The following is a 15,137-nucleotide window of genomic DNA, read 5'->3' as shown; positions in this document are numbered from 1 at the left end:
AATCTATGAGATCTGCCTGTTTTAAAATATGTATAGGTGCACTGTTAATACTAACCGGATTAAATACCCGTGCCCAGGAAACGCAAAAAATGTACTTATCAGGCACCGGCAGCGATCATACAGTTAACTGGCAGTTCTTTTGTACCCAAGGACGTAACTCGGGTAAATGGACTACTATCCCAGTGCCATCAAACTGGGAATTTCAAGGTTTTGGAAAATACAATTACGGCCTGGCTAAGGATAGTTTAAGGGGAAAGGAACAAGGATTATACAAATACGAATTTACCGTGCCGGCTGCCTGGCAGGGTAAAGCTATTAATATTGTTTTTGATGGCTCTATGACCGATACTGAAGTTAAGCTCAACAGCAAATCGGCAGGGGCCATCCATCAGGGCTCGTTTTATCGATTTAAATATGATGTGAGCGGTTTGCTTAATTATGGCAAATCAAATCTATTGGAGGTAACAGTTTCCAAACACTCGGCCAATGCGTCTGTGAACGCGGCTGAAAGAAAAGGTGATTTCTGGATCTTCGGTGGTATCTTCCGCCCGGTTTTTCTCGAAGTTTCTCTTAAAACAAATATTAATTATTATGCAGTTGATGCCAAGGCCAATGGTAATTTGAAAGCGGCTTTGAAACTTTCGGCAGCTAAAGCAGGCACCATAACCGGGCAGGTATATGCACTCAACAGTCAAAAAGTAGGTGCAGCGTTTACTACTAAAGTAAAGAGCGGCGACACGCTGGTTAATATCAGTACCCGAATTGCATCTCCTAAATTATGGACACCGGAATCTCCTAACCTGTATAACGTGGTGTTTACCCTCAATCAGAATGGCAAGGCTGTGCATAGTGTAAAACAAAGGTTTGGTTTCCGCACGGTTGAGTTGCGTGTTCATGATGGTATTTACGTAAACAACGTAAAGATCAAGTTTAAGGGCGTCAACCGCCATTCCTTTTGGCCAACCACCGGCAGGGCGCTTAATAAAAAAATAAGTATCGAAGATGTAAAGATGCTGAAGGATATGAACATGAACGCGGTACGCATGTCTCACTATCCGCCTGATGATCATTTTCTGGATGCTTGCGATTCATTGGGTCTGTTTGTATTGGATGAGTTAACCGGTTGGCATCAACATTATGATACACAGGTAGGCTCCAAACTGGTGAAAGAACTGATTGAGAAAGATATTAATCATCCTTCCATTGTATTATGGGATAACGGTAACGAGGGTGGTTTTAATTTTGATCTCGACCATTTATTTGACGAGTTGGATATACAAAAACGTCCGCTCATACATCCCTGGGGTATTTTCCGGGGTACAAATACCCAGCACTATATCAATTATGATTATGGTACAGGTACAGGAATGCATGGGCACGATGTATTTTTCCCAACCGAGTTTTTACACGGTCTTTACGATGGCGGCGCAGGCGCGGGTTTAGATGATTTCTGGGATCAGATGTGGCACACGCCTATATCGGCAGGCGGCTTTATCTGGGATTTTGCTGATGAGGCCGTAGTGCGTACAGATAAGAATGGCGAATTGGATACAGATGCCGACCATGGCCCGGATGGTATTGTTGGCCCGTATCACGAAAAAGAAGGTAGCTATTACACCATTAAAGAAGTTTGGAGTCCGGTTTATTTAGAACCGCGTGAAATAACTCCGGCATTTAACGGGACGATAAGATTAGAGAACCGGTTTTTCTACACCAACTTAAAACAATGCAGCTTTAGCTATAAACTGGCCAGGCTGGATAATCCATATCACAAAGCGGGCATCGCACCTAAAACCGGAATTATTGCTTCGCCCGATGTAGCGCCGGGTCAGTACGGTAACCTGCAATTGCAATTACCTGCAGGCTGGCAAAATTTTGATGTGCTGTATGTAACGGCTTATGACATTACTAAACATGAGCTGTATACCTGGAGTTTTCCGATCAGCAGCCATGATAAAATTACTGCGGGTATGATCACTAAAACCGGAGGGAGTAAAGCCTCGGTCGAAGAAACAGATTCCCTGTTTAAAGTTAAAACCAACAATGGCATTGAACTGGAATTTAACCGAAATTCAGGCATACTGGTAAAAGTAAAAAACGCTAAAGGAAATATCCCTTTTAATAACGGCCCTGTATTGATCGAAGGGCAAGACCAATCAGGTTTTCAAAAACTTACGCACCGTTACGATGGTGATAACCTAATTATTGAAGCACAATTCCCTCCCAAGAAAACCGAACCTATGCTTAAATGGACCATCTACCCATCGGGTTGGGTACAGCTGGATGTAAGATACTGGCCGATAGGCGAAGAGGCTGCATTATTGGGTGTTAATTTCTCTTTCCCCGAAAAGGAAGTAAAAGGCGTAACCTATTTAGGCGATGGCCCATACCGCGTTTGGAAAAACCGGATGAAAGGAACCTCATTGGGTGTTTGGAATAAGGCATATAATAATACCATAACCGGGCAGGGTAATGTAGTTTATCCCGAGTTTAAAGGATATTATTCTAACCTGTATTGGATGAAGCTGGAAACTACCAGTCAGCCCATAACTATAGTGTGCAATAACCAGGATGTGTTCATGCGCCTGTTTACACCCGCTAATCCTCAAAAAACTTACAACGTTGCACCTGCATTTCCATCTGGCGATATATCATTTATGCACGGTATCACGCCAATAGGTACCAAATCGCAAAAGGCGGAATACCTCGGTGCAAGCGGACAAAAGAATAAATATTTTAATTACGATAAGAATATTGAGGATGCATTGCCGCTCACTTTATACTTTGATTTCTCGGGTAAATAATTGATGAAGAAGATATCGGTACATATCACCCTCATGTTCATCGCTGTTTTAAGCTGCTGCTTAAATTGCTATGCCAATGTCAGCTTCCAAAACCTGAAGTGCGAAATGCTGGAAAATCCTTTGGGCATTGGCACCGTTCATCCGCGTTTAAGCTGGCAGATCATGAGCGATGCGCGTAATACTAATCAAACCGCTTATCAAATAATTGTAGCTTCAACGGCTGCAAAGTTGGCCGCTAATCAGGGCGATCTGTGGGATTCGCACAAAGTAAATTCAGATCAATCCATCCTGATCGCTTATGCTGGTAAGCCGTTAATAAGCCGCACGGTCTGTTTTTGGAAAGTTAAAGTATGGACCAGCAACGTTGAAAGTAAATGGAGCGAACCCGCAAAATGGACCGAAGGCTTGCTGAACACTGCCGATTGGAAAGCCCGTTGGGTAGGTTATGATCATGGTTTTCCCTGGGACAGTGTTTCCAAATTCTCCCGTTTATCAGCTCGCTACTATCGTAGACAATTTGATGTTAAACCGGGTATAAAAAAAGCTACGGCTTATATAGTTGGCCTGGGTCATTATGAATTATATGTAAATGGCAAAACCATAGGCGATCAGGTTTTGGCTGAGCCGCCAACAGACTACACGCAGTCGGTAAAATACAGCACTTTTGACGTTACTCGAAACATTAAACAAGGTGAAAATACCATTGCTACTGTATTGGGAAATGGCCGCTTTTTTACCATGCGCCCAAAGTATAAACCCAAAAAGATCAAGGAGTTTGGCTTCCCTAAAATGTTGTTGCAGTTGGAGGTGGAATATGCCAATGGTACCAAACAATTAATTGTAAGCGATGGCAGCTGGAAATTTACTGCAGATGGCCCCATCCGTACCAATAACGAGTATGACGGCGAAGAATATGACGCTACCAAAGAGTTTCCGGGGTGGAACAGCGGCGGTTTTGATGATAGTAAATGGTTAAAGGCAGAACTGGTTGAATCACCGGGCGGCAGGGTAGAGGCGCAGATGAATGAACCCATCAAAGTGATGGCTACAGTAAAACCTATAGGTGTTACCCAGCTTAAACCCGGCACCTGGACCATGGACATGGGGCAGAACATGGCCGGTTGGTTGCAAATGCGTGTAATGGGTAACCGAGGCGATAAGGTGACCCTACGCTATGCCGAAACACTACAACCTAACGGCGAATTATACGTTGCTAACCTGCGCGATGCTAAAGTAACTGATGTGTATACGTTAAAAGGAGGAGAACAGGAAACATGGCACCCGGTATTTGTATATCACGGTTTTAGGTACGTAGAGATCAGTGGCTATCCCGGTAAACCCGAACTTTCAGATTTTGAGGGGCAGGTAGTATATGATGCCATGGCTACTATCGGGCACTTTGAAACATCAAATCCACTCATTAACCAAATCTATCATAACGCCTATTGGGGCATACTGAGCAATTATAAAGGTATGCCGGTTGATTGCCCGCAGCGTAACGAACGTATGCCCTGGTTGGGCGACCGCGCGGTGGGTTCGCTGGGCGAAAGCTTTGTGTTTGCCAACGGAAACCTGTATGCCAAATGGCTGGATGATATTGCCGACTCGCAAAAGCCAGATGGAGCCATACCCGATGTAGCCCCTGCTTATTGGAACTATTATAGTGATAACATGACATGGCCTGGTACATATATCCTGGTAGCTGATATGCTTTATCGTCAGTTTGCCGATAGATCTTCCATTGAGAAGCACTATGCCTCCATGAAAAAATGGATGGCTTATATGCGCTTAAAATACATGAAAGATTATATTGTGACTAAAGATAAATATGGCGACTGGTGTGTACCCCCTGAATCGCCGGAATTGATCCACTCTAAAGATCCTACACGTAATACCGATGGTCAGCTTATTGCTACAGCATATTATTACCACCTCTCAGGTTTGATGCAGAAGTTTGCCAAACTGCTCCATAAACCTGCCGACGCGCAAGCCTTCGCGACTTTGCAACTGAACATTGGCAACGCCTTCAACCAAAAATACCTCGATACAAAGAATTTTAAATACGATAACAATACGGTTACAGCTAATCTGCTGCCGCTTTACTTTGGTATTACCCCGGCTGCAAATCGCCAGGCAGTATTTAAAAACATAGTTGATAAAATTCAGAATGAAGCTAATGGCCATATCAGCACAGGTGTTATCGGTACCCAATGGCTCATGCGTGGGCTCACAGAATATGGCCGGCCTGATCTGGCTTACCGTATAGCCTCCAACAGTGATTACCCAAGCTGGGGTTACATGGTTAAACATGGCGCTACAACCATTTGGGAATTATGGAATGGTGATACCGCTAACCCGGCCATGAACTCGCACAACCACATTATGCTTCTTGGCGATCTGATAGGCTGGTTTTACCAGGACCTGGCTGGTATAAAAACTATAAACGCGGGTTTTAAAGAAATGGTAATGATTCCCCCGGTCATTGAAAGTCTGGATAAGGTTGATGCCTCGTATCAAACTCCTTATGGATTAGTGAAAAGTAGCTGGACAAGCGATAAAACCAATTTCAACTGGCATATAACCATACCACCCAACAGTAAAGCTTTGGTTTATATACCGGTAAATTCGACCAGTAATATAACCGAAGGCGGCCAAAAAATAACAGGCATAAAAAATATTAAACTGATTAAAATGGAAAATGGGAGAGCCATTTTTCAAATTGGATCAGGTAGTTATGGTTTTGAAGTTAAAAATTAAATGATTTATAAAATTAGATGATTATGAAAAGATTAAACATCGCGGGTATAGCATTAGCATCGTTGCTCCTGTTATCAACCATAAGTAAAGGGCAGGATCAAGCCGCGACAAAACCAGCGCCATCGCCTGAAGCGCAGGCCAAAGCAGATGCTGATGTAGATAAAAAGGCTACCGACTGGGTAAGCTCATTGGCGCTTAATGATGCTGCAAAAGAGGCAAGGGTAAAGGATGTAGTAGCTATACACCTGAAAGCTATCCGCGATTGGAATAACAGCCATTCGTACGAATCGGTTCCGGCAGGTATTGATCCGACAACGGGCAAGACATTAAGTACTATGGATCGCCAGATCATCGTTAATTCATCCCTGCCAAAATCTGTACATGAAAACCTGATGACGGGCTTACGTAAAGATTTGACTGAAGAACAGGTTGAATTGGTATTGGATAAGTACACCATAGGTAAAGTAGCTTTTACTTTGGCGGGCTACAAAGCCATAGTTCCTGATCTGACAGCGACGGAAGAAGCAGCCATCCTGACCAACCTGAAACAGGCCAGAGAGCAGGCAGTAGATTTTAAGAACATCAAACAGATATCGGCCATATTCGAGATCTATAAGACTAAAAATGAGCAATACCTGAATACTAACGGCCGCAACTGGCATCAATTATTTAAAGCTTATGTTGACGCTGTAAAAGCTAAAAAAGCTGTCGATGCGGCCGCGAAAAAATCGGCACAATAAATTATAAATACCTATGTATAAAAATATTTTACTCATTATATTAAGTTTCTGTTTATTGACAGGAAATAGTATTGCTCAAACCAACCCGTGGCGTAAAGGAATCTTGACGGATGAGTTTATTTACGAAAAAACATCATACCCAGAATGTCATGCAGCTACCATTGCCGAAACCCCAAAGGGCCTGGTGGCTTCCTGGTTTGGTGGTACTAAGGAGCGCAACCCTGATGTTTGTATTTGGGTAAGCAGGTTGGTTAAAGGTAAATGGACTGAGGGTATTAATGTAGCTAATGGCATACAGAACGATAGCTTACGTTATGCCTGCTGGAACCCTGTATTATACCAGGTTCCGGGTGGCGACCTGCTTTTGTTTTATAAGATAGGCCCAAGTCCTTCCAAGTGGAGAGGGTATATGAAAACATCGGCTGATGGAGGTATCACCTGGTCGGCACAAAAGGCTTTGCCTGATGGTTTTTTGGGACCTATTAAAAACAAACCTGTATTGCTGAAAGATGGTACACTGCTAAGTCCATCAAGTACCGAAGGTAAAGGCTGGCAGGTGCATTTTGAGGCGAGTAAGGATTTTGGCAAAACCTGGACAATGATTGGCCCTATTAATGATACCAAAGATTTGATGAAAGCGATACAACCAAGCATCTTATTTCATCAGGATGGCAGGTTGCAGATACTTTGTCGCAGCCAGAACAGGGCAATATTAACATCATGGTCAAAGGATAACGGGCAAACCTGGTCGCCCCTTGAAAAAACAAACCTGCCCAATAATAACTCCGGTACTGATGCGGTAACACTTAAAGATGGGCGTCAGTTGCTGGTATATAACCATGTATTGCCTCCGGGTACCCTTGCAAAAGGCGCACGTACGCCATTGAATGTGACTGTTTCAAAAGATGGTGTTACCTGGTACGCGGCTTCGATCCTGGAAGATTCACCTATCAGCCAGTATTCTTATCCGTCGGTGATCCAATCATCAGATGGCCTAGTGCATGTGGTTTATACCTGGCGCAGGCAGCGGATCAAGCATGTGGTGATCGATCCTGCAAAACTGGATCTAAAAGAGATTAAAAATGGCGAATGGCCTAAGGTGAATGGTTATACGGCCCCTGTGGCAACTGGTGATACTAGGGATCTATAAAAAATAGAGCGATGAGAAAAAGCATATTCTTTGGCCTGCTAACTTGCCTAACACTGTTGTTTTTTGGTGCTAACGCTCAACAAACTACAGATGGCTTGTATAAAAAGTCATTAAAGGAAGTACTGGATGAAATACAGGAAAAATACCATGTAACGATTAAGTACAGCCCAAATACGGTTAAGGATAAGTGGGTAAACTACGCTGAGTGGCGCTTTCGCCCGGATGTAGATACTACATTGACCAATGTATTAGCACCGCTTGATCTGAAAGTGAATAAGGAAGGCCCGGGCAAGTATAAATTAAAAGAATATGAATATTTCCGCTGGTCGGTGACTGATGGCTGGAAAGAGCTGGATCGTATTGCCTCACAGTATCATGATAAGGGCAGTTGGGAAATGCGCAAAGCTATATTAAAACCACAATTGTATAAAGCTTTAGAACTATCACCAATACCCGCTAAACCTGCGTCAAAACCAATTATAACTCCTAAAAGAGTATTTGACGGCTATACGGTTGAAAATATTGCTATCGAGATATTGCCTGGTTTATATATCAATGGGTCGATATATAAGCCACTGAAAATCAAAGGAAAAATACCGATTATATTAAGCCCTGATGGACATTGGGAGCACCAGCGTTATCGTGCCGATTGCCAGATCCGCTGTGCTACACTGGCCCGCATGGGAGCAATGGCCTACAGCTATGATCTTTTTGCCTGGGGCGAATCATTGCTGCAATTTAAAGCGGCGGATCATCGCCGCAGTTTGGCGCAAACTATCCAGGCTTTAGGGGCTATCAGAATTTTGGATTATGTGCTCGCGCTAAAAGAAACCGACCCGGCAAGGGTAGGCATTAGTGGAGGTTCTGGTGGTGGTAGTCATACTGTTTTAATGACGGCGATGGATGACCGTATCAAGTTGAGCGCGCCGGTGGTATCCGTATCATCGTACTTCTACGGTGGCTGCCCCTGCGAAAGCGGTATGCCTATACACCAGTGTGGCGGTGGAACAGACAATGTGGAAATTGCCGCCATGGCGGTCCCACGCCCGCAATTGCTAATATCTGACGGGCAGGACTGGACAGCCAACATGCCAGAACATGATTTTCCTTATCTGAAAAAAATGTACGGCTATTATGGTGCCGAAAATCTGGTGGAGAATGTACATATCCCAACAGAAGGCCATGATTTTGGACCTTCGAAACGATATCCATTGTACGCATTTATCGCCAAAAATTTTCATTTGAATCTCAATTCAATAAAGGATAAAAGCGGCAAGATCGATGAGTCAAAAGTAACGATAGAGAAAGAACCTGCCATGTATGTTTTTGGTAATAAAGGTGAAAAACTGCCAGCCGGTGCAATAAAGGGGTTTGACCAGTTACAGAAAGTTTTTGCGGCAGCTACAAAATGAAAAATATGAAAGGATCAATATGGATTTTAGGTTTAATGTTCCTGATGGGATTTCCGTCAGAGCAAGTGTTTGCACAAACTTCGGCGGCAAACCAAAGATATAAAATAGCCGTGGTTGACCTCATGATCCTGAAAAGGCAAAAGCTCGGCGCTTTTCAACTCACCAGAGATATTGGGGCCGATGGGGTTGAGGTTGATATGGGCGGTTTGGGCGATCGTGAAACATTTGATAATCAATTAGCCAAAGATTCGGTCCGTAAGCAATTTTTAAACAAAGCTAAGGAACTGAACCTTCAAATCCCTTCAATGGGCATGACAGGCTTCTTTGCGCAGTCATTTGCCGAACGGCCAACCGCTGTAAAGGCGGTTACTGACTGCATCAATACCATGACACAAATGAATGTTAAAGTTGGTTTTTTGCCAATGGGCACAAAAGGCGACCTGGTTAAGTATCCAAACCTGCGTCCGGCCATTGTAACCCGGTTGCAAGAGGTAGGGAAAATTGCAGAAAGGGCGGGCGTGGTGATCGGTATTGAAACATCTCTGGATGCTAAAAATGAATTACAATTATTGAAAGATATAGGCTCACCTGCTATAAAAAGCTATTTCAACTTTCAGAATGCGCTTGACAATGGTCGTGATCTGGAAAAGGAATTGCAAATATTGGGAAAGAAAAACATAGTGATGATCCATTGCACCGATACCGACGGCCAATGGCTGCAAAATGATCCTAAGATAGACATGGAAAAAGTAAAAATTACCCTTGATAAAATGGGCTGGAGCGGCTGGCTGGTGATAGAGCGGTCAAGGGATATCAAGGATGTACATAATGTGAAGTGGAATTTTAGCGCCAATACAACATACCTGAAATCAGTTTTTCAAAGCCCTAACGAATAAGTTAATGAACATTAGCCGCATAATTGTTTTCGTTTTACTGTTAAATATAATTTTAACAGATGGCGTTTTCGCGGCTGAAATTTGGGTTGCTCCAAACGGATCAGATAAGAACAATGGTACGCAACAGCGGCCATTGGCAACCGTGGCCATGGCCTTAAGAAAAGCCCGTGAGTTGCGCCGTTTAAGTGATCCTGCTGTAAAAGGTGGTATATACATCAGGGTTGAACAAGGCATTTATCAATTAACAGAAACGCTGTTTATCCGTCCCGAAGACTCTGGTACGGCTGATAGTCCCACTATCATTGAAGGCGCTACTGAAGGGCAGTCTATTTTAAGCGGAGGTATGAATCTAAGCGGATGGCATAAAGCCACAGGCAATATCCCCGGTTTGCCCAATGAAGCCAAAGGAAAAGTTTGGGTAACCGACGCGCCGTTAATCGGGAATGAAGCGCTGCAGTTCAGGCAGCTTTGGGTAAATGATCATAAAGCTACCCGTGCCCGTGGAACAGATGCCCCATTGATGAACCGTATTTTATCCTGGGATCATCAAACGGAGACCTGCTGGATACCCAATCCAAAATCGATTGATTTAACCCGAGTTAAAGGCATGGAAATGTTTATCCACCAGTGGTGGGCCGTTGCTATTTTGCGGATCAGATCTGTTGAGATGCAAGGCGATAGTGCAAGGTTATCCTTTTATCAACCCGAAAGTCGTATCCAGTCTGAACATCCCTGGCCCGCGCCCTGGATGTCTAAAAAGACGGGTAACTCGGCTTTCTATCTGAGCAATACCATCCAGTTTTTAAACCAACCAGGCGAATGGTATCTGGATACAGAACATCTTAAGGTTTATTACATACCTCGTGAAGGTGAGAACCTGCAAACTGCCACCGTAACTGTTCCTATCCTTGAAAATATTATAAAGGTTGAGGGAACGATAGATCGTCCGGTAAGTTATGTCAGCTTTAAAAATATTTCCTTTCAGCATAGCAGCTGGCTGCGCCCATCCAAAGCCGGATTGGTGCCCCACCAGGATGGTATGTACATGCTGGATGCCTATAAGCTGAAAATACCCGGTACACCTGATAAAAAAGGACTGGAAAACCAGGCCTGGGTTGGTCGACCAGCTGCGGCGGTTGAAGTAGCCTATGCTTCTCATACCACTTTTGATGGATGCCGCTTTGAGCACATAGCTTCAACCGGGTTGGATTATCAGCGTGGTACACACGATGATGAAATAAAAGGCAATCTGTTTAAGGATATCGGCGGCACAGCTATTCTTGCCGGGGTGTACTCAGATGAGGCGCAGGAGGTTCATCTCCCTTATAATCCCACTGACAAACGCGAAATAAGCACTAATGAGCATATTGAAAATAACCTGATCACGGATGCTACCAACGAAGATTGGGGATGTGTGGGTATAGGCGCGGGCTATGTAAAAGGCATCACTATAGCTCATAATGAGATTTGCGATGTAAACTATACCGGGATTAGCATGGGTTGGGGTTGGACAAAAACCACCAATGCCATGAGCGATAACCGTATTACTGCCAATAAGATCCATCACTACGCCCGTAATATGTATGATGTGGCCGGTATTTATACTTTATCGGCGCAACCGGGTACAGTGATCAGTAATAACTATGTGGATAGTATTTATAAGGCCCCTTACGCGCATGACCCCGAACATTGGTTTTACCTGTACACCGATGAAGGCTCATCATACATTACCCTGAAAAATAACTGGTGTCCCGCCGAAAAATTCCTGAGGAACGCAAATGGTCCAGGGAATGTTTGGGAAAATAACGGTCCGCAGGTAGCTGCTGAAATTAAAAACGCGGCAGGGGTAGAGGCGCCTTACCGGTATCTGTTAAAGTATAAAACTGTTAACCGGGAGGGTCAGCCCATTAATCATAAGTTGGAATGAAGGCTTTAATTAAACACATCACCCGGAAAAGTTTTGGGCTATTAGTTATAACTATATTACTGTTTAATATAGTAAAAGCAGGTGAAATAAATACCTCATATACTGCCATTGAAATTACCACACCGGTTGGAAAAACCATAAATCTCCGGCCTTTATTGAGTCTTATAAAGGACCAGGGATTGCCATTATCTTCAATTTATGCGTGGAGTAATCATTTAGTTATTTATAGTAATAATCTGAATATAAATATTTTATATAAAATAATTAAAGGGTCGTATCCAGGCCTAACAATAAAGGTATATAGTCATCCCTTTTATGTTTTCAATAAGCAACAATGTTGCGTTAACTCAGTTTTAGCGCCGCAATGGGACAACATTATACTAACAGCCAATTTGGTGAAAGACCCTAAACTGCAGCAGGAATATTTAAACTACCATGCTACCCAATTTAAAAAATGGCCCGAAGTAGCCAACGGTTTTTGCAATGCAGATTTTCAGCAATTGCTGGTTTTTAAAAATGGCAGGCAACTGTTATTGGTGATCAGTATACCAAAAGGAAAAAGTTTAGATGAACTGAATCCTAAAACAACAGAGAACAATCCCCGTGTGGATGAATGGAACAAACTGATGGCAAAATATCAGGAGGGTATACCGGGTACAAAATCGGGAGAGGTGTGGGTGTTTTTTAGCCCCCTAACCCCCTAAAGGGGGAATGAATAAACTACGGTGGTAATAAATAAATCAATAATTCAGTAAATCAATAATTCAAAATTAATGAAGATAGGAATATTAGGATTAGGCGAAGGCCGCAGTACCATGTCGGCAGCATTGCAAAGCGATAAACTGGAGCTGAAGATGATATGTGATATGAATATAGAAATGTGCAAACGCCGGGCCGAAGAGTTCAACTTTCATAACTACACTACCGATTACCAGGATATGCTTGATGATGCGGAAATTGATATTATTGCTATATATACGCCTGATCACCTGCATGCTGAACATGTTAAACAAGCCCTGCTGCATGGCAAACACGTAGTGTGTACCAAACCCTTTATTGATGAGCTAAGTAAAGCCGCTGAATTGTTAGCACTGGTTGAAAAGAGCGGTAAACGGGTATTTATTGGCCAAAGTTCCCGCTTTTTTGAACCCATGAAAAAGCAGCGTAAAGATTATGAAGATGGTCTGATTGGGGAACTGATCACGATAGAAGCGTATTATCATGCTGATCACCGCTGGTTTCTGGAAAAGCCATGGTCGTTACAACAGGCTTTTAAGTGGTTGTATGGCGGGCTAAGTCACCCTACAGATTTTATACGCTGGTATTTACCCAATATTGAAGAAGTGATGGGGTATGGTATGCTTAGTTCTAACGGCGCAAGAGGTGGCTTAAAGAACCCGGATACCATGCACTTTATTTTTAAAGCTAAAGATGGCCGCATAGCCCGCGTAAGCGGTTGTTACACCGGCCCGGTGCAGCCTGCAACCCGCGACAGTGAGATGAGTTGTGTTTTAAGAGGTACCGAAGGCTGCAGCCAGGGCGATTATATGGACTTGCGCTATGCCATAACCGACAAAACAGGTGAAGAGCGGATGCTTACCTGGGAACATAAACTGAAACACTATTTCAGGTTCGAGGGCAAAAGCCACCATGCAGGCGAATATCAAAACTACCTCGAATACTTTGCCGACAGTCTTACCGATGGTTATACCGCTTATCCGGACATTAAAGAGGGTATAGGCACCATAGCACTGCTGCAGGCTATGGACCGATCGCTGCAAACAGGCAAACCGGTAAAAGTTGACGATATATTAGCAGAATATCAATTAACCCCTAACCAGTTAAGCGCATGACCATCGCCATGAGCAATATCGTGTCGCGTTTGACTGCTTTGGATTATGCTGTTGTGGCTATATATCTGATTATCTTAATGGTGATCGGTTACCGTGCCAGTTTTGGTAATAAAAGCCAACCCGGCGAAACACTTTTCCTGGCCAATAAATCATTGGGATGGGCCAGTATTGGATTCAATATGTGGGGTACCAATGTTGGGCCATCCATGCTGCTGGCCTTTGCCAGTATTGGGTATAGTACTGGCATTGTGGCTGTAAATTTTGATTGGTATGCTTTTGTGTTCCTGATGCTGCTGGCGCTTGTTTTCGCGCCAAAGTATATCGCCGCCAAAGTATCCACTATGCCCGAGTTTATGGGTAACCGTTATGGCGACTCCACCCGCAATATCCTGGCCTGGTACGCGCTTATCAAAATGCTCATTTCATGGTTGTCATTGGGCTTGTTTGCAGGCGGTTTTTTGGTGAGGCAGATCCTGGGTATCCCCATGTGGCAATCGGTTATTGTATTGGTTTCATTCGCGGGTTTGTTTGCCTTTACCGGTGGATTAAAAGCTATTGCTAAAGTAAACGTGTTTCAGATGTTGCTGCTTATAGGCGTATCGTTAACCTTAACAGTTTTGGGTGTAAATAAAGCCGGCGGTCTTTCTGCTGTTTTTCACCAGGTACCCGGTAATTACTGGAACCTGATCCATCCTGCCAGCGATGTCAAGTATCCCTGGTATGCTATTTTATTGGGGTATCCGGTCTCGGCAGTTGCGTTTTTCTGTACTGATCAGGCCATGGTGCAATCGGTATTGGGGGCTAAGAACCTGGAGCAGGGGCAACTGGGGGTTAATTTTATCGGCTGGCTCAAGATCTTATCCTTACCCTTATTTATCCTTACCGGTATTTTATGTTTTATCCTGTACCCACACCTGAGCGATCCGTCTCTGGCCTACATGACCATGGTGACTAATCTTTTCCCTCCGGGGATGAATGGGCTGGTGATCGTGGTATTGATAGCTGTTTTGGTTGGCACTATAGGGTCATCGTTAAACTCATTAAGCACGGTGTTCACCATGGATGTGTATGCCGAAAAGATAAATCCCAATGCTACCAACAAAGACCTGATCAGGGTTGGAAGAATGACTGTAGTAGCCGGTTGTTTATTCGCCATAGGTATGGCGCTGGCCATTGATAGCATAAAGGGGCTTAATCTGTTTGACGTATTTCAATCGGTATTGGGCTTTATTGCCCCGCCGCTGGCTGTAGTTTTTTTATTAACCGTTTACTGGAAACGTACCACCCGTAAAGCCGTGAATACAATTCTTTCTGCCGGTTCGGCTTTTAGTTTGGGCACAGGAGTAATGTATCTGTGGGTATTTCCTTCTGACAAATATCACTTTTGGCCGCATTACCTGTTGCTGTCGTTTTACATTTTTGTTTTTCTTACTGTTTTGGCAATTGTTATTTCATTACTGGATGCTTCGCCCAACGTATATCAACCTGATGCACAGGAGATCAGTCGCATAGCCAAACCTACTAAACGTGTGAAATTAGCCTGGGCGTTGCTAACTGTAGTGATGATCATCTTATACCTCATTTTTAACGGACATTAA

10 protein-coding genes are annotated in these 15,137 nt (G+C 43.6%); all 10 read left to right on the top strand.

The features are described from left to right. The first annotated feature begins 5 nt into the window (after nt 1-5). Nucleotides 6-2,804 carry a glycoside hydrolase family 2 TIM barrel-domain containing protein gene (locus tag M2273_RS03555; protein WP_429393071.1) on the top strand — a complete coding sequence of 933 codons (2,799 nt, stop codon included), beginning with the start codon at nt 6-8 and terminating at the stop codon, nt 2,802-2,804. Nucleotides 2,805-2,807: 3 nt separating this feature from the next. Then, nucleotides 2,808-5,561: a family 78 glycoside hydrolase catalytic domain gene (locus tag M2273_RS03550; RefSeq protein WP_429393068.1), complete on the top strand. Its 2,754-nt coding sequence runs from the start codon at nt 2,808-2,810 to the stop codon at nt 5,559-5,561. Between the two features lie 23 nt (nt 5,562-5,584). Next, nucleotides 5,585-6,301, top strand: a complete 717-nt coding sequence (locus tag M2273_RS03545) for a DUF3826 domain-containing protein (protein WP_429393066.1) — start codon at nt 5,585-5,587, stop codon at nt 6,299-6,301. 13 nt (nt 6,302-6,314) lie between these two features. Continuing rightward, nucleotides 6,315-7,451 carry a sialidase family protein gene (locus M2273_RS03540; protein WP_429393063.1) on the top strand — a complete coding sequence of 379 codons (1,137 nt, stop codon included), beginning with the start codon at nt 6,315-6,317 and terminating at the stop codon, nt 7,449-7,451. An 11-nt stretch (nt 7,452-7,462) separates the two neighbouring features. Next, nucleotides 7,463-8,863 (top strand): acetylxylan esterase, encoded by a 1,401-nt coding sequence (locus tag M2273_RS03535; protein ID WP_429393061.1) that lies wholly within the window; start codon nt 7,463-7,465, stop codon nt 8,861-8,863. 5 nt (nt 8,864-8,868) lie between these two features. Next, a complete protein-coding gene (locus M2273_RS03530; protein ID WP_429393058.1) occupies nt 8,869-9,759 on the top strand; it encodes a sugar phosphate isomerase/epimerase family protein in 891 nt (296 codons plus the stop codon). 4 nt (nt 9,760-9,763) lie between these two features. Then, complete coding sequence (locus M2273_RS03525; RefSeq protein WP_429393056.1) at nt 9,764-11,686, top strand: right-handed parallel beta-helix repeat-containing protein; 1,923 nt, start codon at nt 9,764-9,766, stop codon at nt 11,684-11,686. Then, on the top strand, nt 11,683-12,390 hold the full coding sequence (locus M2273_RS03520) for an L-rhamnose mutarotase (protein WP_429393053.1): 708 nt from the start codon (nt 11,683-11,685) through the stop codon (nt 12,388-12,390). Before M2273_RS03525 ends, M2273_RS03520 begins: the two co-directional genes overlap by 4 nt. 69 nt (nt 12,391-12,459) lie before the next feature. Further along, complete coding sequence (locus tag M2273_RS03515) at nt 12,460-13,539, top strand: Gfo/Idh/MocA family protein (protein ID WP_429393051.1); 1,080 nt, start codon at nt 12,460-12,462, stop codon at nt 13,537-13,539. Further along, nucleotides 13,536-15,137 carry a sodium:solute symporter family transporter gene (locus M2273_RS03510; protein WP_429393048.1) on the top strand — a complete coding sequence of 534 codons (1,602 nt, stop codon included), beginning with the start codon at nt 13,536-13,538 and terminating at the stop codon, nt 15,135-15,137. Before M2273_RS03515 ends, M2273_RS03510 begins: the two co-directional genes overlap by 4 nt.

Origin of the sequence: Mucilaginibacter lappiensis (assembly GCF_050433765.1) — a bacterium.
GTDB lineage: Bacteria > Bacteroidota > Bacteroidia > Sphingobacteriales > Sphingobacteriaceae > Mucilaginibacter > Mucilaginibacter lappiensis_A.
This window is presented reverse-complemented; position numbering and strand designations above follow the sequence as displayed.

Excerpts from the sequence above, each read along its gene's own strand:
- M2273_RS03530 (WP_429393058.1), top strand. The coding sequence starts at position 8,869 with ATGAAAGGATCAATATGGATTTTAGGTTTAATGTTCCTGATGGGATTT.
- M2273_RS03515 (WP_429393051.1), top strand. The coding sequence starts at position 12,460 with ATGAAGATAGGAATATTAGGATTAGGCGAAGGCCGCAGTACCATGTCG.
- M2273_RS03525 (WP_429393056.1), top strand. The coding sequence starts at position 9,764 with ATGAACATTAGCCGCATAATTGTTTTCGTTTTACTGTTAAATATAATT.
- M2273_RS03545 (WP_429393066.1), top strand. The coding sequence starts at position 5,585 with ATGAAAAGATTAAACATCGCGGGTATAGCATTAGCATCGTTGCTCCTG.
- M2273_RS03540 (WP_429393063.1), top strand. The coding sequence starts at position 6,315 with ATGTATAAAAATATTTTACTCATTATATTAAGTTTCTGTTTATTGACA.
- M2273_RS03520 (WP_429393053.1), top strand. The coding sequence starts at position 11,683 with ATGAAGGCTTTAATTAAACACATCACCCGGAAAAGTTTTGGGCTATTA.
- M2273_RS03555 (WP_429393071.1), top strand. The coding sequence starts at position 6 with ATGAGATCTGCCTGTTTTAAAATATGTATAGGTGCACTGTTAATACTA.
- M2273_RS03550 (WP_429393068.1), top strand. The coding sequence starts at position 2,808 with ATGAAGAAGATATCGGTACATATCACCCTCATGTTCATCGCTGTTTTA.
- M2273_RS03535 (WP_429393061.1), top strand. The coding sequence starts at position 7,463 with ATGAGAAAAAGCATATTCTTTGGCCTGCTAACTTGCCTAACACTGTTG.
- M2273_RS03510 (WP_429393048.1), top strand. The coding sequence starts at position 13,536 with ATGACCATCGCCATGAGCAATATCGTGTCGCGTTTGACTGCTTTGGAT.